16 protein-coding genes are annotated in these 17904 nt (G+C 72.0%); 4 read left to right on the top strand and 12 right to left on the bottom strand.

From position 1 onward, the window contains the following. Positions 1-38 precede the first annotated feature (38 nt). The 6 genes from FBY22_RS43085 to FBY22_RS43055 all read right to left on the bottom strand — a co-directional run bounded on the left by FBY22_RS43085 (position 39) and on the right by FBY22_RS43055 (position 3984). The gene (locus tag FBY22_RS43085; protein ID WP_058923970.1) at positions 39-776 is read right to left on the bottom strand and encodes an ABC transporter permease; all 738 of its coding nucleotides are present in this window, start codon (positions 774-776) and stop codon (positions 39-41) included. Continuing rightward, a complete protein-coding gene (locus FBY22_RS43080; RefSeq protein WP_142154305.1) occupies positions 773-1585 on the bottom strand; it encodes an ABC transporter ATP-binding protein in 813 nt (270 codons plus the stop codon). The genes FBY22_RS43085 and FBY22_RS43080 overlap by 4 nt, the downstream gene beginning before the upstream one ends. Before the next feature lie 81 nt (positions 1586-1666). Further along, complete coding sequence (locus FBY22_RS43075) at positions 1667-2440, bottom strand: class I SAM-dependent methyltransferase (protein WP_142154304.1); 774 nt, start codon at positions 2438-2440, stop codon at positions 1667-1669. 311 nt (positions 2441-2751) lie between these two features. Continuing rightward, positions 2752-3255: an EamA/RhaT family transporter gene (locus FBY22_RS43065; RefSeq protein WP_142154300.1), complete on the bottom strand. Its 504-nt coding sequence runs from the start codon at positions 3253-3255 to the stop codon at positions 2752-2754. 44 nt (positions 3256-3299) lie between these two features. After that, positions 3300-3641 carry an SH3 domain-containing protein gene (locus FBY22_RS43060; RefSeq protein ID WP_142154298.1) on the bottom strand — a complete coding sequence of 114 codons (342 nt, stop codon included), beginning with the start codon at positions 3639-3641 and terminating at the stop codon, positions 3300-3302. Between the two features lie 25 nt (positions 3642-3666). Beyond that, positions 3667-3984 carry an SH3 domain-containing protein gene (locus tag FBY22_RS43055; protein ID WP_142154296.1) on the bottom strand — a complete coding sequence of 106 codons (318 nt, stop codon included), beginning with the start codon at positions 3982-3984 and terminating at the stop codon, positions 3667-3669. A 182-nt stretch (positions 3985-4166) separates the two neighbouring features. On the opposite strand from FBY22_RS43055, the gene FBY22_RS43050 reads away from it, so the two are divergent. Further along, a complete protein-coding gene (locus FBY22_RS43050; protein ID WP_142154294.1) occupies positions 4167-6266 on the top strand; it encodes a serine/threonine-protein kinase in 2100 nt (699 codons plus the stop codon). A 66-nt stretch (positions 6267-6332) separates the two neighbouring features. On the opposite strand, the gene ilvD is transcribed toward FBY22_RS43050, so the two are convergent. From ilvD to FBY22_RS43030, 4 genes are all read right to left on the bottom strand, one after another. Next, the gene (gene ilvD, locus FBY22_RS43045) at positions 6333-8186 is read right to left on the bottom strand and encodes a dihydroxy-acid dehydratase (protein WP_142154292.1); all 1854 of its coding nucleotides are present in this window, start codon (positions 8184-8186) and stop codon (positions 6333-6335) included. A gap of 141 nt (positions 8187-8327) precedes the next feature. Then, complete coding sequence (locus FBY22_RS43040) at positions 8328-8939, bottom strand: TetR/AcrR family transcriptional regulator (RefSeq protein ID WP_142154290.1); 612 nt, start codon at positions 8937-8939, stop codon at positions 8328-8330. Then, positions 8936-9757 carry a sugar phosphate isomerase/epimerase gene (locus FBY22_RS43035; RefSeq protein ID WP_142154288.1) on the bottom strand — a complete coding sequence of 274 codons (822 nt, stop codon included), beginning with the start codon at positions 9755-9757 and terminating at the stop codon, positions 8936-8938. The genes FBY22_RS43040 and FBY22_RS43035 overlap by 4 nt, the downstream gene beginning before the upstream one ends. Before the next feature lie 121 nt (positions 9758-9878). Then, positions 9879-10811, bottom strand: coding sequence for a Ppx/GppA phosphatase family protein (locus FBY22_RS43030; protein WP_142154286.1), 933 nt, complete (start codon positions 10809-10811; stop codon positions 9879-9881). 71 nt (positions 10812-10882) lie between these two features. On the opposite strand from FBY22_RS43030, the gene FBY22_RS43025 reads away from it, so the two are divergent. Next, complete coding sequence (locus tag FBY22_RS43025) at positions 10883-11767, top strand: hypothetical protein (RefSeq protein WP_142154284.1); 885 nt, start codon at positions 10883-10885, stop codon at positions 11765-11767. Between the two features lie 493 nt (positions 11768-12260). Here the strand turns inward: FBY22_RS43025 and FBY22_RS43020 are convergent, their stop codons facing one another. Further along, a complete protein-coding gene (locus FBY22_RS43020) occupies positions 12261-13946 on the bottom strand; it encodes a BACON domain-containing protein (RefSeq protein ID WP_142154282.1) in 1686 nt (561 codons plus the stop codon). Between the two features lie 219 nt (positions 13947-14165). Here FBY22_RS43020 and radA point away from each other — a divergent pair, with 219 nt between their 5' ends. Together radA and disA are read left to right on the top strand one after the other, a co-directional pair. Then, positions 14166-15575 (top strand): DNA repair protein RadA, encoded by a 1410-nt coding sequence (radA, locus tag FBY22_RS43015; protein WP_142154280.1) that lies wholly within the window; start codon positions 14166-14168, stop codon positions 15573-15575. A gap of 80 nt (positions 15576-15655) precedes the next feature. Beyond that, positions 15656-16780, top strand: a complete 1125-nt coding sequence (gene disA, locus FBY22_RS43010; RefSeq protein WP_142154278.1) for a DNA integrity scanning diadenylate cyclase DisA — start codon at positions 15656-15658, stop codon at positions 16778-16780. 12 nt (positions 16781-16792) lie between these two features. Here disA and FBY22_RS43005 read toward each other — a convergent pair whose 3' ends face one another. Further along, on the bottom strand, positions 16793-17623 hold the full coding sequence (locus tag FBY22_RS43005; RefSeq protein ID WP_142154276.1) for a hypothetical protein: 831 nt from the start codon (positions 17621-17623) through the stop codon (positions 16793-16795). Between the last annotated feature and the right edge of the window lie 281 nt (positions 17624-17904).

Raw genomic sequence — 17904 nt, 5'->3', positions numbered from 1 at the left:
GCGGCTGTCCGGCTGGCGGAACGCCGCCGCGCGGCCCGCTATGCCGTGCGCCTCCTGAGGGTGGCGGCGCCGAGGCCCAGGACGAGCAGGGCGCATCCGGCGACGATGAGGGCGTCGCGTACGAAGGCGGTCGTCATGTCGGTGTGGCGGAGGACCTCGTTCATGCCGTCGACGGCGTAGGACATGGGCAGGACGTTCGAGATGCCCTCCAGGACGGGCTGCATCTTCTCGCGCGGGGTGAGCAGGCCGCAGAGGACGAGCTGGGGGAAGATCACGGCCGGCATGAACTGGACCGCCTGGAACTCGGAGGCGGCGAAGGCCGAGACGAACAGGCCGAGGGCGGTGCCGAGGAGGGCGTCGAGGAGGGCCACCAGGAGCAGCAGCCATGGCGAGCCGATGACGTCCAGGCCGAGGAACCACAGGGCGAGGCCGGTGGCGATGGCGGACTGGACGATGGCGAGGGCGCCGAAGGCGAGGGCGTAGCCGGCGATGAGGTCGCCCTTGGCCAGGGGCATCGCCAGGAGGCGTTCGAGGGTGCCGGAGGTGCGCTCGCGCAGGGTGGCGATGGAGGTCACCAGGAACATGGTGATCAGCGGGAAGATGCCGAGCAGCGAGGCGCCGATGTTGTCGAAGACCTGCGGGCTGCCGTCGTAGACGAAGCGGAGCAGGAACAGCATCAGGCAGGGGACCACGAGGAGCAGGGCGATGGTCCGGGGGTCGTGGCGCAGCTGGCGCAGGACGCGGGCGGCCGTGGCGAGGGTGCGGGAGGCGTTCATCGGACGGTCTCCTTGCGGGTGCCGGTCGCGGCCGCCTGGTCGACGAGGTGGAGGAAGGCGGCTTCGACGGTGTCGGTACGGGTGCTGCCGCGCAGGGCCTCGGGGGTGTCGTCGGCGAGGATCTCGCCGTCGCGCATCAGCAGCAGGCGGTGGCAGCGCTCGGCCTCGTCCATGACGTGGGAGGAGACGAGGAGGGTGGCGCCGCGCTCGTCGGCGATGCGGTGGAAGAGGTTCCACAGGTCGCGGCGCAGTACCGGGTCGAGTCCGACGGTCGGTTCGTCGAGGACCAGGAGTTCCGGGGTGCCGAGCAGGGCCACGGCGAGGGAGACGCGGCTGCGCTGGCCGCCGGAGAGGTTGCCGGCGAGGGCGTCGGCGTGCGAGGTGAGGTCGACGTCGGCGATGGCGCGGGTGACGTTGTCGTGGCGGCGCTCGGCGGCGGCACGGCCGGGGTCGAGGATCGCCGCGAAGTAGTGGAGGTTCTGCCGGATCGTCAGGTCGTCGTAGACGGAGGGGTCCTGGGTGACGTAGCCGATGCGGGAGCGGAGGGCGGCATCGCCGGCCGGCCGGCCGAGGACTTCCAGGGTGCCGGTGACCTTGGCCTGGGTGCCGACGATCGAGCGCATCAGGGTGGTCTTGCCGCAGCCGGAGGGGCCGAGCAGGCCGGTGATCTGGCCGTGCGGCACGGTGAAGCAGAGGTCGCGGAGGACCTGGCGGCCGCCGCGGACGACGTTCAGGGCGTCGGCCCGGACGGCGGGTTCTTCCCGGGTGGTCCCCGGGGGCTCGGTGCGCGTGGACTCGTAATTCATCATGCGCTGAATAATCCTCTCGGCCGCGTTTCGGCGTCAAGGGCTGAAGGGGCCATGGCTCACGAGGGCCTGACCGAGCCGGGATCAGAAGGCGGCGACGATCAACAGGACGTCGTACGTCTCCTCGACCGTGCCGTCGGGGAAGGACCGCAGCAGGTGCTCGCGCTCCTCGGCGAGGAAGGCGGTCGTCGCCTCCGCGCCCTGCACCAGGAAGATCGAGTGGCTGCCGATGTTGGCCAGATGGGTGTCGACGGGGACCGTGCGGCTCCAGCGCACGACGCGGTGGCCGTGGGCGGGTATCTCGTGGACGCCCTCGAAGGCGAGGGCCGTGCGGACGGTGGCCGCGCCCTGTTTGTTGCCGTACTCGCCGCGGAAGTGGTGCCGGATGCGGTCGCCCTGCTCGGCGATCCACGGAACGTCGAACGCGTCCTGGTTCCACCACATCGCCAGCGCCCCGCCGGGCCGCAGCACGCGCCGTGCCTCGGCCAGCGAGCGGGCCGGCCGCGTCCAGTGCCATGCCTGGGCGTAGGTGACGAGGTCGACCGAGTCGTCCGCGAGCGGGAGGGCGTCGCCGTCGCCGAGGACGAGCGGCACGCCGGGCAGTGCGCGACGGAACTCGGCCGCCATCCCCTCGCCGGGCTCCACCGCGATCACCTCGGCCCCGCGGGCCCGCAGCAGGCCGGTCGCGATACCGGTCCCGGCGCCTACGTCCGCGACCCGGGCGCCCGCGAGGGAGCGGCCCGCCAGGTCTTCGATCGCGTCGAAGAGGGCGGGTGGATAGGAGGGACGGTTGGCGGCGTACTGGGCCGCGGCGGCATCGAAGGAGCGGGCGCGGGTGGTGCGGGAGGGAGCCGTCATACGGCCATGGTGGCCCTGGTGGGGCGCGGGGGCGCCGGGTTTCCGGTGTCGGGATCTTCGGGCCTTCGGGCTTACGGGCTTACGGGCTTACGGGCTTCCCTATGCGGGCCATCGGCGTACGGGGCTTCGGTGCACGGGCCTTCGGTGCACGGGGCTTCGGTGCACGGGGCTTCGGTGCACGGGGCTTCGGTGCACGGGGCTTCGGTGCACGGGGCTTCGGTGCACGGGCCTTCGGTGCACGGGCCTTGCTGCGGCCGGCGCTTGCGGTGGCCGGGGCTTTCGCCAGCCGGGGCTTGCGGCGGCCGGGGCCGTCAGGAGCGGCGGCGCCTCTTGGACGGGTTGCCGGTGCGGCGGGTGCCGCGCTTGTCGTGCCGCTCGCGTGCCGCCTCGTACTCCTGCCGGTGGAGTTTCTCGCCGGGGGCCTCGGTGAGGGAGCGGAAGAAGTAGGCGAGGAGCGAGCCGACGAAGCCGATCGCCAGCAGGCCGCGCAGGGAGGCCTGGCGGTCGGGGTCGGGGCGCCGGGAGAAGGAGTCCCAGGTGTTGCGGAAGGCCAGCGCGCTGCACACGGCGAACATCACGACGACCAGGACGGCCACGAAGGCGCCGGTGTCGGCGATCCGCAGGCCCTCGTAGGCGAAGCGCAGCACCAGGCAGGAGGCGACGGCGGCGACGAGCGAGCCGACGGCCACGGCGGCGCGGCGCAGGGCGTAGCCGTTGTCGTGCTCCACCCAGGTGGTGCCGAAGAAGCGCAGGGGCTCGGGCCGAGGGCCTCCGGTGGAGCCCGCCTTGTCCTGGGTGCCGGGTTCGTCGCTCACGGGACGATTATGGCGGTGGGGTGGGGGCGGGCTCCGGCGGGGCTCTAGGAACCGCAGCGGGGGCGGATGTAACCGTCGCTGCCGGTCTTCACGTAGGTGTCCGAGATGAACTCGTCACTGCCGATGCAGTCCCAGATGTTCGAGGTGCCGTAGTACCCCGAGACTGTGGTGCCCGGGCTCTGACAGAGGATGGCGACGTAGGACCCTTCGGGCAGGACCCTGACGATGGGATAGCTGGTGCCGGGGCCACTGCGGACGTTCAACTTGAGGCCCGGGGCGATCGGGTAGGTGGTCGCGGCCGAGGCGCTGGTCGCCGTGCCCATCACCGTGAGAAGGGCGCCCGTCATGCCCGCGAGCACGACGGATCTGCGTCTCCTGGACGCCATGAGTTCTCCTCCTGCTTCGTTCGGATCAGGAGCAGCGAGGCGCCACGTAACCGTCGGTGCCGGTGTTCACGTACGCGTCGGAGACGTACTCGCCGCTGTCGATGTTGTCCCAGATGCTCGAGGTGCCGTAGTAGCCCGCGACGCTGGTGCCGGGGCGCTGGCAGAAGATCGGTACCGATGCGCCCTCGGGCAGGACGCGGACGATGGAGTAACCGGTGCCGGGTCCACTGCGGACGTTGAGACGGACGCCCGGGGCCACCGAGTAGTAGCGGACGGTCGTGGCTGCCGTGACGGCCGCCTTCTCGTTGCCGCCCTCGATCTCTTCCACGTGGTCAACAGACATGAAAAACCTCCCCCGTTGCTCCCCATGACATCCATGGGGCCCCATTGATTCCCCTGAATCGCGCCATGAAACACACGTACGCGAATCGCACGCGGAAGCTAGCACGCCGCCTCTGTCTCGTACGAGCCATCGACTAGGCTCCGTGCGTCGCGCGCGCGGACGTACAGCACGGGGGTGGTTCCATGGCGCCACAGCACAACACCGGAGCGGGCGCGGAAGCGGAACTTCCCGAATACGCCGGTCACTACCGCCTGGAGTCCTGCCTCGGCTCGGGCGGCATGGGTGTGGTGCACCTGGCGCGGAGCACTTCCGGCATGAAGCTGGCGGTGAAGGTCGTCCACGCCGAGTTCGCCAAGGACCCCGAGTTCAGGGGGCGTTTCCGGCAGGAGGTGGCCGCGGCTCGGCGAGTCAGCGGGGCCTTCACCGCACCTGTGGTCGACGCCGATCCGGAGGCCGAACGGCCCTGGATGGCCACCCTGTTCATCCCCGGGTCCACGCTCTCCGATCATGTGAAGCGGAACGGGCCGATGGACGCCGCTCAGTTGCGCCGGCTGATGGCGGGGCTGGCCGAGGCCCTGCGGGACATCCACCGGGTGGGCGTCGTGCACCGGGACCTGAAGCCGAGCAACGTGCTGCTCGCCGACGACGGGCCGAAGGTCATCGACTTCGGCATTTCTCGGCCAAAGGACAGCGAACTGCGGACCGAGACAGGGAAGTTGATCGGGACGCCGCCGTTCATGGCGCCCGAGCAGTTCCGGCGTCCGCGGGAGGTGGGGCCGGCGGCGGACGTCTTCGCGCTGGGGTCGGTGATGGTGCACGCGGCGACGGGGCGCGGGCCGTTCGACTCCGACAGCCCGTACATCGTCGCCTACCAGGTGGTGCACGACGAGCCGGACCTGGCCGGCGTCCCGGCGAATCTCGCGCCCCTGGTGCTGCGGTGCCTCGCCAAGGAACCCGAGGACCGGCCCACACCCGACGAATTGATGCGGGAACTGCGCTCGGTGGCGGCCTCGTACGACACCCAGGCGTTCATACCGGCACAGCGGTCGCTGGAGCCGACCGAGCCGGACAGGGCCCCCGAGGAGCCGCCGGCGCGGCCCCGCCCGAGACGCGTCGGCAGACGGGCGGCTCTGGCGGCACTCGCCGGGGTGCTCCTGGCGGCGGCAGGGCTGGCCGCCGTGAAGCTGCTTCCGGAGGGCGAGGCGGCGCCGCGGACGGGGAGTTCGGTCTCGTCGTCCGCGTTGGGCGCGTTCAAGCCCTGGGCGGTGAAGCCGGCAGGCGCGACGAACGGCATGCCCAAGTGCTCGTACGGGGACCACGAACTCCTGTGTGTCCAGTCGGGGCTGGCCAGCGCCCTCGACCCGGCCGACGGCAGGGTGTTGTGGCGGCATCCCATCGCAAAGGGCCAGGCAGCCGACGAGGCGCCGGTGTTCTCGGGCGGGCTGGCCCACGTCGTCACCCGGCAGGGCAGGCGTCTGGAGGCGTTGGATCCCTCGACGGGCGAGCCGCGGTGGACGCTGGACCTGGCCGCCTACCGCAGCTTCGGATACGCGGGCGGGATGCTCGTACTCGTCGGCGCCGACGGCAAGTTCACCGGTGTGGACAGCTCCTCGGGCGCGACGAAGTGGAAACGGTCGGCAGCGGGGCTGCGGGAGACGTCCCTGGACTCGTTCGCCGGCAGTCCTTGGGTTCTGGCCACGAGCACGTCATACGACGGCTCGCACACCCGGGTCGTCGCCCTGGACCCGGGCACGGGAGAGGCGCGGTGGGACGCCCGGCTCAGCGGTGCCCTGTCTCCCGTCGGCGTCTCGAAGGGCAGGGTCTTCTTCGTCTCCGGCGACGACGCCCAGGGAGTGACCGACGCGGTGGTCCGTTACGACCCGGCTTCGAAGGCGGTCCGTCGCGTTTCCTTGCGGGTTCCGCTCACGCAGGCGCACGCGGGAGTGCGAGGGAACCTCGTCTTCCTGATCGGCACGGGCGGTTCGCTCGTCGCCGTCGACACGGCGGCGGGGCGGCGGCTGTGGTCCCTGGAAACCTCCGTCAGCCGCGGCTCGTCGCCGGTCGTGGACGGCGGCCACGTGTATCTGACGGCCGCTGACGGGCGGCTGCTGTCCATCGACGTCGCCCACGGCAGGCTCGTCGGGCAGACGCCGTCACGACTGGGCACGGACGAGGTGGTGGCCGCTCTTCCCGCCCCCCAGCTCTCCACCCCCCACATCTACGCCTCCGCCCCCGACGGCACCGTCTTCTCCGTCGACTCCCGTAACCCCGCCGCCTGGTAGCCCGGTCGCGCCGGAATGCGAAGGGGCCGCCCCCGTGAAGGAGGCGGCCCCGTGCTCGGGATGTCGTCAGCCCAGCTTCGACACGTCCCGGACCGCGCCCTTGTCCGCGCTGGTCGCCATCGCCGCGTAGGCGCGCAGCGCCGCCGACACCTTGCGCTCGCGCGACTTGGGCGCGTACGTGCCGCCCAGGGCCGCTTCCCGGCGCGCGAGTTCGGCCTCGTCGACGAGGAGCTCGATCGTGCGGTTCGGGATGTCGATGCGGATGCGGTCGCCGTCCTCGACGAGCGCGATCGTGCCGCCGGACGCGGCCTCCGGGGAGGCGTGGCCGATGGACAGGCCCGACGTGCCGCCCGAGAAACGGCCGTCGGTGATCAGCGCGCAGGTCTTGCCGAGGCCGCGGCCCTTGAGGAACGACGTCGGGTAGAGCATCTCCTGCATGCCGGGGCCGCCCTTGGGGCCCTCGTAGCGGATGACGACCACGTCGCCGTGCGTGACCTGCTTGTTGAGGATCTTCTCGACGGCTTCCTCCTGCGACTCGCAGACGACCGCCGGGCCCTCGAAGGTCCAGATCGACTCGTCGACGCCGGCCGTCTTGACCACGCAGCCGTCCACCGCGAGGTTGCCCTTGAGGACCGCGAGGCCGCCGTCCTTGGAGTAGGCGTGCTCGACGGAGCGGATGCAGCCCTCCGCCGCGTCCTCGTCGAGGGCCTCCCAGCGCTCGGACTGGGAGAAGGCCTCGGCGGAGCGGACACAGCCCGGGGCCGCGTGCCACAGTTCCACCGCCTCGGGCGAGGGGGAGCCGCCGCGCACGTCCCAGGTCTTCAGCCAGTCCGCGAGGGAGGGGCTGTGGACCGAGTGGACGTCCTCGTTGAGCAGGCCGGCGCGGTGCAGTTCGCCGAGCAGGGCCGGGATGCCGCCCGCGCGGTGCACGTCCTCCATGTAGTACGTGCGGTTCTTCGCGACGTTCGGGGCGACCTTGGCGAGGCACGGCACGCGGCGCGAGACCTCGTTGATCTCCTCCAGGCCGAACGGGACGCCCGCCTCCTGGGCCGCGGCCAGCAGGTGCAGGATGGTGTTGGTCGAGCCGCCCATGGCGATGTCCAGCGCCATCGCGTTCTCGAAGGCGGAGAAGGTCGCGATCGAGCGGGGCAGGACCGTGTCGTCGTCCTGCTCGTAGTAGCGGCGGGTGATGTCCATGACCGTCCGCGCGGCGGCGACGTAGAGCTGCTTGCGCGCGGTGTGGGTGGCGAGGACCGAGCCGTTGCCGGGCAGGGAGAGGCCGATGGCCTCCGTCAGGCAGTTCATCGAGTTGGCGGTGAACATGCCGGAACAGCTGCCGCAGGTCGGACAGGCGTTCTCCTCGATACGGAGGATGTCCTCGTCCGAGATCTTGTCGTTCACGGCGTCGGAGATCGCGTCGACCAGGTCGAGGGTGCGGACCGTGCCGTCGACGAGGGTCGCGCGACCGGACTCCATGGGGCCGCCGGAGACGAACACCGTCGGGATGTTCAGGCGCAGGGCCGCGTTCAGCATGCCAGGCGTGATCTTGTCGCAGTTGGAGATGCAGACCAGGGCGTCGGCGCAGTGCGCCTCGACCATGTACTCGACGGAGTCCGCGATCAGGTCCCGGGAGGGCAGCGAGTACAGCATGCCGCCGTGGCCCATCGCGATGCCGTCGTCGACGGCGATGGTGTTGAACTCGCGCGGGATGCCGCCCGCCTCGACGATCGCCTCGCTGACGATCCGTCCGACCGGCTGCAGATGGGTGTGGCCGGGGACGAACTCGGTGAAGGAGTTGGCGACGGCGATGATCGGCTTGCGGCCGATGTCCGCACCGGGTACACCGGAGGCGCGCATAAGGGCGCGGGCGCCCGCCATGTTGCGGCCGTGGGTGACTGTGCGGGACCTCAGCTCGGGCATCGTCGCTCGCTCCTTCAGACAGGTAGGGCTGCTACCGAGCCTACGCCGGTCATCCAGGGGTCGGGACGCGGTGTCCGGAATGCGGGACGATCGTCTCGTACGGCCCTGCCGTCGTCGTAGGGGTTCAGCAGCCGGTGGGGCTCAGCGCCCGGTGAGGTGCCCCTGCACCACCGGCGCCACCCGCGCGATGATCTGCTCGACGTCCGCCGAGGCCAGCGGCTCCAGCTTGATCACGTACCGCATCATGGCGCACCCCACCAGCTGCGCGGCCGCCAGCTCGGCGCGCAGCTCCGCGTCCGGCGCGTCCAGCTGGGCGGCTACGCGGCGCATCAGCTGGGAGGAGATCAGACGGCGGAAGACGGTGGCGGCGGTCTCGTTGTTGACGGCGGAACGCAGGATCGCCAGCAGGGGCGTACGGGTGGCGGGGTTCTCCCAGACGCCGAAGATGAAGCGGGTCAGACGCTCGCCGACGCCGTCCAGCGGACCGTCGGCAACCGCCTCCGGCGCGTTCAGCGCGGGTGCGAAGGCGACCTCGATGGCCGCCGCGAAGATCTGTTCCTTGGTGCCGAAGTAGTGGTGCACCAGCGCCGAGTCCACACCGGCCGCCTTCGCGATGCCCCGTACGGACGTCTTGTCGTATCCGCGTTCGGAGAACTCCTGGCGGGCCACGGTCAGGATGCGGTCGCGGGTGCCGGCGGACTCCGTACGGGTACGCCGGCCCCGGCGCCGGGAGGTGACCTCGGGCCCGGTCACGGCCGGGGCACCCGCACCGCGGACGCGAGGTGCAGGCGTGTGAAGGCCAGGGCCTCCGCCAGGTCGGCCTCGCGTTCGGCGCCGGACATCGCACGGCGGGTGTTGACCTCGATGACGACATGGCCGTCGAAGCCCGTCCGGGCGAGACGTTCCAGCAGCTCGGCGCAGGGCTGGGAGCCGCGGCCGGGCACGAGGTGCTCGTCCTTGGCCGAGCCCTTGCCGTCCGCCAGGTGCACATGGCCGAGGCGGTCGCCCATCCGGTCGACCATCTGCAGCGCGTCGGAACGGGCCGTCGCGCTGTGGCTGAGGTCGATCGTGAAGTGGCGGTAGTCCTCCTTGGTCACGTCCCAGTCGGGGGCGTACGCCAGCATCTCGCGGTCGCGGTAGCGCCAGGGGTACATGTTCTCGACGGCGAACCGCACGTCCGTCTCGTTCGCCATGCGCCAGATCCCGGTGACGAAGTCACGGGCGTACTGGCGCTGCCAGCGGAAGGGCGGGTGGACGACGACCGTGCTCGCGCCGAGCTTCTCCGCCGCCGCCTGGGCGCGCTGGAGCTTGACCCAGGGGTCGGTGGACCAGACGCGCTGTGTGATGAGCAGACAGGGGGCGTGCACCGCCAGGATCGGGATCTGGTGGTAGTCGCTGAGTCTGCGCAGCGCCTCCATGTCCTGGCTGACCGGGTCGGTCCAGACCATGACCTCGACACCGTCGTACCCGAGGCGCGCGGCGATCTCGAAGGCCGTCGCCGTGGACTCCGGGTACACGGAGGCCGTGGACAGCGCGACCTTCGCATCCGGGATGCACACTGGCTCCGCCATGCCGACAGATTACGGGGTGCGGTGGGCCGGGTGCGGGGCCCCTATTCGCCGTTGTGGGATTCACCACGGGCGCGTGCGGGTGTTTTGTGGCGTGTCGCGCCGTTCCCCGCGCCCCGGGTCGCTACGCCGACCCCATGTGATCGAGTCGGCGCAGGATCACGCCCTCGCGCAGCGCCCAGGGGCAGATCTCCAGGCTGTCCACGCCGAACAGGTCCATCGCACCCTCGGCGACCAGGGCGCCCGCCAGCAACTGCCCCGCCCGGCCCTCCGAGACGCCGGGGAGTTCGGCCCGCCGGGCCGTCGTCATTTCCGCCAGTTTCGGGACCCAGGCCTCCAGGGACTCCCGCTTGAGCTCACGCTGGACGTACAGACCCTCCGTCGACCTGGCCGCGCCCGCGAGCCGGGCGAGCTGCTTGAAGGTCTTCGACGTCCCCACGACGTGGTCGGGGGTGCCGAAGCGGCTGAACTCGCCGACGGTCCGGGCGATCTGGGCGCGCACATGGCGGCGCAGGGCCCTTATCGGCTCCGGGCCGGGCGGGTCGCCGGGCAGCCAGGCCGCGGTGAGGCGGCCGGCGCCCAGGGGGAGGGAGACGGCGGCGTCCGGTTCCTCGTCCATGCCGTAGGCGATCTCCAGGGAGCCGCCGCCGATGTCGAGGACGAGCAGCTTGCCCGCGGACCAGCCGAACCAGCGGCGGACGGCGAGGAAGGTGAGCCGGGCCTCCTCCGCGCCGGTGAGAACCTGCAGCTCGACGCCGGTCTCGTCCTTCACGCGCGCGAGGACGTCGTCGGCGTTGCCGGCCTCGCGGACGGCGGAGGTGGCGAAGGGGAGCAGGTCCTCGACGCCCTTGTCCTCGGCGGCCTGCAGGCACTCGTGGATCACGGCGACCAGCTTCTCGACGCCCTCGGGGCCGATCGCTCCGCTGTCGTCGAGGAGTTGGGCGAGGCGCAGCTCCGCCTTGTGCGAGTGCGCGGGCAGCGGGCACGCGCCGGGGTGTGCATCCACCACCAGTAGATGCACCGTGTTCGAACCCACGTCGAGGACACCGAGTCTCATGTACGGAACGCTACTGCCCGCTGGCCCGTACTCCGTCCTCGGTGGGGTCGGGGGAGCCTTAGGCTGGTCCTGTGCCAAAGACGAAAAAGGCAAAGGACGACAAGTCGGCGGCGGCAGCCACAGCCGCCGAGGGTCCTTTGCGGGCGAAGTCACAGAAGCCGTCGAAGACTCCGAAGCAGGTGAGGATGTCGAAGAAGGCCCGGGAGGCCGACGAGAAGGGCCTCGACTTCGCGCGCGCGTGGGTGGAGTTCCCTGATCCGGCGGACGACGAACAGGTCTTCCGGTGCGATCTGACATGGCTGACCTCTCGTTGGAACTGCATCTTCGGCAGCGGCTGCCAGGGCATCCAGGCGGGCCGCGCCGACGACGGCTGCTGCACGCTGGGCGCCCACTTCTCCGACGAGGACGACGAGAAGCGCGTCGCCGAGCACGTGGCGAGGCTCACACCGGACATCTGGCAGCACCACGCCGAGGGCACGGCGCACGGCTGGGTCTCCGAGGACGAGGACGGCGACCGCCAGACCCGCCCGTACCAGGGCTCCTGCATCTTCCAGAACCGGCCCGGGTTCGCGGGCGGCGCGGGCTGCTCGCTGCACATCCTGGCGCTGCGGGAGGGCCGCGAGCCGCTGGAGACCAAGCCGGACGTCTGCTGGCAGCTTCCGGTCCGGCGCACCTACGACTGGATCGACCGCCCCGACGACACCCGGGTCCTGCAGGTCTCCATCGGTGAGTACGACCGCCGGGGCTGGGGTCCCGGCGGTCACGACCTGCACTGGTGGTGCACGTCGGCGACCTCGGCGCACGGCGCGGGCGAGCCCGTGTACGTGTCCTACCGGGCGGAGCTGACCGAGCTGATGGGCAAGGCCGGCTACGACCGCCTCGCGGAACTCTGCGAGCAGCGACTGGCCGCCCAGCTCCCGTTGCTGGCTCCACACCCGGCCGACCCGACGAGCTGAGAAGCCGGATCGGCGGGCCGGTCGGACGGACCGGCGGGCTGAGAAGCCGGATCGGCAGGCCGGTCGGACGGACCCGCGGGCTGAAAAGCCGGATCCGCGGGCCGATCGGACGGACCGGCGGGCTGAGAAGTCCGCTGGACACGCCAGGCCAACGGGCCGGCAGGGTGAGAAGCCCGTCCGGCGGGTCGGGGCGACGGCGGGCGCCAGCGGCACAGCCCGCCGGGCAGCCGCCGGGGGCGACGGCGACGCATGCGCGATTGGCCAGGCGGCCGCCTCGGGCGACGGCAAGGGCGAGAGGCTGCGCCGGCCGGCCACCGCGCGCGGCGGCGACGGCAGGATGACCAGCGGGACGGCCACGGCAGGAAACCGCGACGCATGCACGGTCCCCCCGGGCCGCCACCGCGGACGACGGCAATGGCGGAAGGCTGCGCCGGAGGGCCACCGCGGGCGGCGACGGTCGTCGGTTGTCTCGCCGGGTGGCCACCGCGGGCTGCTACGTCGACGGGCTCGGGGTGCTGCTGTCGCCCGGGGGTGGTGTCGAGCCCGCCGGGTCGGAGGGGGCGGAGTCGGTGGGGGTGGGGTCGGGGGACGACGGCGGGTCGGTCGGGGTCGACGGTGCCGAGCTCGTCGGGTCCGGGTCGGACGGGGGCGGCGGGTCGGCCGGGGCGGTGGGGCCGGGGCCGGTCGGGTCCGAGGGGCTGGGCGCGGTGCCGTAGCCGTCGATGGTGACGACGGCGCCGGCCGGTGCGATCGCCACCCGTGCGCTCCAGTGGCCGGAAGGCTCGCGCAGATGGTCGACGTACACCTTGATCGTGAACGTCTCGCCCGGTGCGAGGGTTCCCGAGGACTTGCTGAAGTAGAGCCAGGAGGCGCCGGTGGTCGCGGACCAGCTCACCGGCGCGGAACCGATCGCGGTGAGGGTGACGAGGGTGGTGTCGCCGCTGTTGCCGGCCGACACGCGCAGATCGCCCGCGCCCTTCCCCCCTGCACCGGCGACCCCGATGACCTCGACGGAGACGTCCGTCCCGGCGCCCTTGCCGAAGCGTCCGTCGGGCTTGGCGCTGGCGTTCCCGGCGTTCTCGTAGCCGCCGGCCGCCTCGCCGTCGAGGGTGTCGACACCGTGCGCCTCGCTGGCGCTGGCGGAACGGCCGTCCGCGCCCTCCCCGGCCGGGGCGGCCCGGTAGGCGGCCCACAGCGCCAGCACCGGGGCCGCCACGACGGTGGCCACGACCGTCGTCGTCACGGCACGCGCCCGCAGCCGGTCGCGGCGGGCGGCCCGGTCCTTGGGGCCCATGGGGAAGCCGCGCCGGTCGAACCGGGGCACAGTCGCGCCACGCGTGCGTGCGTGATGCGCCAGCGCGACGTGCAGGGCCGCGCGGGGCGCCTCCAGCACCGGCAGTTCGGCCGGGGTGACCGTCGCGCCGGGCCACCGCCCCGGGATCGCGCGCTCGGCGGCGCGCCGGCAGACCGGGCAGTCGTCGACGTGCCGGACGAGTTCCTTGCGCACCGCCGAGCTGAGCACCAGCTGGTGGTCGCCGGCGAGCCGGGCGACGGCCGGGCAGCCGCCGGTCTCCACGACCGCGAGGGCCGCGCGCGTGCGCTCCACCTCACAGGCGGCGGAGGCGAGCAGTTCACGGGCGGCGGCGAGGTCCTGGCCGAGGACGGCGGCGACCTCGTGGGCGGCGAGGTGGTGGCGCACGGCGAGTTCGAGGGCCTCGCGCTGCTCCGGGGTGGTGCCGGCCGCCTCCGGCCAGGCGAGCTGGGCGAGTTGGCTCCGACGCTGCTCCTGGACCTCCTCGGAGACGGGCGGCCCCGGGGGTGCCTTCTCGCCGCCGTGTCTGCCCGCCGCGTGCGTGCCCTGACGTTTCTGCCTGGCCTCGGCGAGCTTGCGCAGGCACGCCCAGCGGGCCAGGGCGTACAGCCAGGCCCGGCGGTCACCGGCCGCCTCCGGGCCGCGGCGCTTCTCGGCGAGCGCGAGGACGTCGCCGAGGGCCTCGGTGGCGCTGTCGTGGTCGCACAGGACGGACAGGCAATAGGTGAACAGCCCGTCCAGATGCGGCTCGTAGCGCGCGGGCGGTCGCTGCGCCAAGGTACGCGCGGCGGCGCGGTCACGCGCCTCTCGGCGCGCCCGGTGTGCGCCGGTGATGCGGGTCGAGGTCTCCGGACTGCTGCTCATCATCCGTGGAAGGTAGGCGCCGGAGAGCAGGCCCTTCTGCCAACTTGAGCACATTTACTCCGTACGGGTGAAACGATCCCTCAATCGAGTACAGGAACCTTTCGCTCCATGGCCGGTTCGAGGCTGAGTGGCCGATTCACGTGGGGCGCCTTCCGCACCGCCGGCCGTGCTCCGGGGACGCGCCCCCACGCGTTGTCAGTGCCGCCGGTTACGGTTCTCGGCATGGCTGCCCGTACCAGGACCACCAAGGACCGGCCCTCCTACCGCTGCACCGAGTGCGGCTGGCAGACGGCCAAGTGGCTCGGTCGCTGCCCCGAGTGCCAGGCCTGGGGGACGATCGAGGAGTACGGCGCGCCCGCGGTCCGTACGACGACACCCGGCCGCGTCACCACCTCCGCCGTGCCCATCGGCCAGGTCGACGGCCGCCAGGCCACCGCCCGCTCCACCGGCGTGCCGGAGCTGGACCGCGTGCTCGGCGGCGGCCTGGTGCCCGGCGCCGTCGTCCTGCTCGCGGGCGAGCCCGGAGTGGGCAAGTCGACGCTCCTGCTGGACGTGGCGGCCAAGTCGGCGAGCGACGAGCACCGCACCCTCTACGTCACGGGCGAGGAGTCGGCGAGCCAGGTCCGGCTGCGCGCCGACCGCATCAAGGCGATCGACGACCACCTCTACCTCGCCGCCGAGACCGATCTGGCAGCCGTTCTCGGCCACTTGGACGCCGTCAAGCCGTCCCTCCTCATCCTCGACTCCGTGCAGACGGTCGCCTCCCCCGAGATCGACGGCGCCCCCGGCGGCATGGCGCAGGTCCGCGAGGTCGCGGGCGCCCTCATCCGCGCCTCGAAGGAGCGCGGCATGTCCACACTCCTGGTGGGCCATGTCACCAAGGACGGCGCGATCGCCGGCCCCCGCCTGCTGGAACACCTCGTGGACGTCGTCCTCTCCTTCGAGGGCGACCGCCACGCCCGCCTCCGCCTGGTCCGGGGTGTCAAGAACCGCTACGGCGCCACCGACGAGGTCGGCTGCTTCGAACTGCACGACGAGGGCATCACAGGCCTCGCCGACCCAAGCGGACTTTTCCTGACACGACGTGACGAACCGGTCCCCGGCACCTGCCTGACGGTGACCCTGGAGGGCCGCCGCCCCCTGGTGGCCGAAGTGCAGGCGCTCACGGTCGACTCGCAGATCCCCTCGCCCCGCCGCACCACCTCCGGTCTCGAGACGTCCCGCGTCTCGATGATGCTGGCGGTCCTGGAGCAGCGCGGCCGCATCAGCGCGCTCGGCAAGCGGGACATCTACTCGGCGACCGTCGGCGGCGTGAAGCTCTCCGAGCCCGCCGCAGACCTCGCCATCGCCCTCGCCCTGGCCTCCGCCGCCAGCGACACCCCGCTGCCGAAGAACCTGGTCGCGATCGGTGAAGTGGGCCTCGCGGGCGAGGTCAGACGGGTCACGGGCGTCCAGCGCCGGCTCTCCGAGGCACACCGTCTGGGCTTCACGCACGCGCTCGTACCGGGCGATCCCGGCAAGATCCCTCCGGGCATGAAGGTCCTGGAAGTCGCCGACATAGGAGACGCTCTGCGGGTCCTTCCGCGCTCGCGTCGCCGAGAGGCCCCACGGGAGGAGGAGGACCGCCGGTAGACTTTGCCCAGGTCTCGCCCGTCCGTACGACCAAATGTGCGACACGGGGGCGCCCCAGAACCTGCGACCGGAGGAGTGCAGTGGCAGCCAACGACCGGGCAGCAGCTCCCGGAAAGTCCGGCGGGAGTTCCGGTGCCGATGGCCTGATGCGCGCCTCTCTGAGCGCCGTGGCACCCGGCACGGCGATGCGCGACGGGCTGGAGCGCGTGCTCCGCGGCAACACCGGCGGACTCATCGTGCTCGGCTTCGACAAGACCGTCGAGGCCATGTCCACGGGCGGTTTCGTCCTGGACGTCGAGTTCACGGCCACGCGCCTGCGCGAGCTGTGCAAGCTGGACGGCGGCATCGTGCTCTCCTCCGACCTGTCGAAGATCCTCAGGGCGGGCGTCCAGTTCGTGCCGGACGCGACGATCCCCACGGAGGAGACGGGCACCCGTCACCGCACCGCGGACCGCGTCTCCAAGCAGGTCGGCTTCCCGGTGGTCTCGGTCTCCCAGTCGATGCGCCTGATCGCCCTCTACGTGGACGGCCAGCGCCGCGTGCTGGAGGACTCGGCGGCGATCCTCTCCCGCGCCAACCAGGCCCTGGCGACCCTGGAGCGCTACAAGCTCCGCCTGGACGAGGTGGCCGGCACCCTCTCCGCGCTGGAAATCGAAGACCTCGTCACGGTCCGGGACGTCTCCGCGGTGGCCCAGCGTCTGGAGATGGTCCGCCGCATCGCCACCGAAATCGCCGAATACGTGGTCGAACTGGGCACCGACGGCCGTCTCCTCGCCCTCCAGCTGGACGAGTTGATCGCCGGCGTCGAGCCCGAGCGTGAGCTGGTGGTCCGCGACTACGTCCCCGAACCGACCGCCAAGCGCTCCCGCACCGTAGACGAGGCCCTCTACGAACTCGACGCCCTCACCCACGCCGAGCTCCTCGAACTCACCACGGTGGCAAGGGCGATGGGCTACACGGGCTCCCCGGAGGCGCTGGACTCGGCGGTCTCCCCGCGCGGCTTCCGCCTCCTGGCCAAGGTGCCCCGCCTCCCCGGCGCGATCATCGACCGGCTGGTGGAGCACTTCGGCGGCCTGCAGAAGCTGCTCGCCGCGAGCGTGGACGACCTCCAGACGGTGGACGGCGTGGGCGAGGCCCGCGCCCGGAGCGTTCGCGAGGGCCTGTCCCGCCTGGCCGAGAGCTCGATCCTGGAACGCTACGTCTGACCGGGTCCTTCGCTAGTCGTTGTCCAGCACGAAGGACGTCTGCGTCTTCCCGTACCCCGACGCGGCCAGCTCCACGAGGTAGGTCCCGGCCCCGGCCGAGCCCGCCGGAGGCGTCGCGCACTGCGGAGCGCTCGGCTTGCGGTCCCACTTCACGGTGTAGGTGATGCTGGACCCGGCGGGGGCCCGGAACAGCAGGCTGCCCGCGGTCTTCGGGCAGTCCGCGGAGGACCAGTAGTCATCGGCACTGTCGGTCGACTTGGAGATCGTCAACACCGCGCGCTTGGGCCCGAGATCGACCTTGCAGTCGCCGCCGGAGGAGTTCTTCGCGGTCACCAGCAGCGTGACGGTGTCACCGGGACTGTAGGTGTTGTGCAGACTCCGCACGCTCAACTTCACCGCACCGGCGGTGCAGTTGGGCAACGTGGACCCGGCGGGCACGGTGTCCCCCTGCCCGACCCCACTACCGGCGCCCCCACCGCTCGTACCGCCCGCGCCCGAGGAGCCGCCCGCCCCCGCGCCGGAACCACTTCCGTCACCGCCGGAGCCCGAACTCCCCGCGGAGCCCGTCCCCCCGGCATCCGAACCGGAGCCACCGCCACTCGACTCGTCACGCCCGCCCGGGGCTTGACTGATCGCGGGCCCCGAACTGGACGGTCCCGCACTGATGGTGGGCGCGGGAGTCTTGCCGTTCGCCCCGTCGTCCTTCTTGCCGCCCCCGCCGCTCGAGGTCACGATCCACGTGATCAGCAACGCCAACAGGGCCAGTACGGACAGCAGTACGACCCTCCGGCGCCAGTAGATGGTGGAGGGAAGCGGCCCGACAGGATTGCGCAGAGATCCCACGGCGCAAACTGTACGAGAGATCGAGGCTTTCGCTTGCCGTACCCGCCGCCCGCAGCGCAACTTTTCCGGATCATCATCCCGGAGGAGACGACCAGGCGCACCCGCGCACGCACCGGAGCGGGTCGTGACGGTGGGGCGCACCCCGTCGCGCACGCCTCCCGCGCACGTTCCACTACTTCAGCGGGAAGGCGCCCCGTCGGCGGCGGGCTCCCCGCACCGCCACGACCCCGACCCCGACCCACCACACGCCCCTGGCGCCACACCGGCCAAACCGCCACAGG

It is taken from the genome of Streptomyces sp. SLBN-31, from assembly GCF_006715395.1.
Lineage (GTDB): Bacteria > Actinomycetota > Actinomycetes > Streptomycetales > Streptomycetaceae > Streptomyces.
Note: the sequence above shows the minus strand (reverse complement) of the source record. Positions and strands in the feature narration are given on the sequence as shown.

Coding starts and splice junctions, on each gene's coding strand:
- FBY22_RS43060 (WP_142154298.1), bottom strand. CDS start 3,641: ATGGCGTCCAGGAGACGCAGATCCGTCGTGCTCGCGGGCATGACGGGC.
- FBY22_RS43035 (WP_142154288.1), bottom strand. CDS start 9,757: ATGGCGGAGCCAGTGTGCATCCCGGATGCGAAGGTCGCGCTGTCCACG.
- FBY22_RS43050 (WP_142154294.1), top strand. CDS start 4,167: ATGGCGCCACAGCACAACACCGGAGCGGGCGCGGAAGCGGAACTTCCC.
- ilvD (WP_142154292.1), bottom strand. CDS start 8,186: ATGCCCGAGCTGAGGTCCCGCACAGTCACCCACGGCCGCAACATGGCG.
- radA (WP_142154280.1), top strand. CDS start 14,166: ATGGCTGCCCGTACCAGGACCACCAAGGACCGGCCCTCCTACCGCTGC.
- FBY22_RS43085 (WP_058923970.1), bottom strand. CDS start 776: ATGAACGCCTCCCGCACCCTCGCCACGGCCGCCCGCGTCCTGCGCCAG.
- FBY22_RS43080 (WP_142154305.1), bottom strand. CDS start 1,585: ATGATGAATTACGAGTCCACGCGCACCGAGCCCCCGGGGACCACCCGG.
- FBY22_RS43055 (WP_142154296.1), bottom strand. CDS start 3,984: ATGTCTGTTGACCACGTGGAAGAGATCGAGGGCGGCAACGAGAAGGCG.
- FBY22_RS43030 (WP_142154286.1), bottom strand. CDS start 10,811: ATGAGACTCGGTGTCCTCGACGTGGGTTCGAACACGGTGCATCTACTG.
- FBY22_RS43075 (WP_142154304.1), bottom strand. CDS start 2,440: ATGACGGCTCCCTCCCGCACCACCCGCGCCCGCTCCTTCGATGCCGCC.
- FBY22_RS43020 (WP_142154282.1), bottom strand. CDS start 13,946: ATGATGAGCAGCAGTCCGGAGACCTCGACCCGCATCACCGGCGCACAC.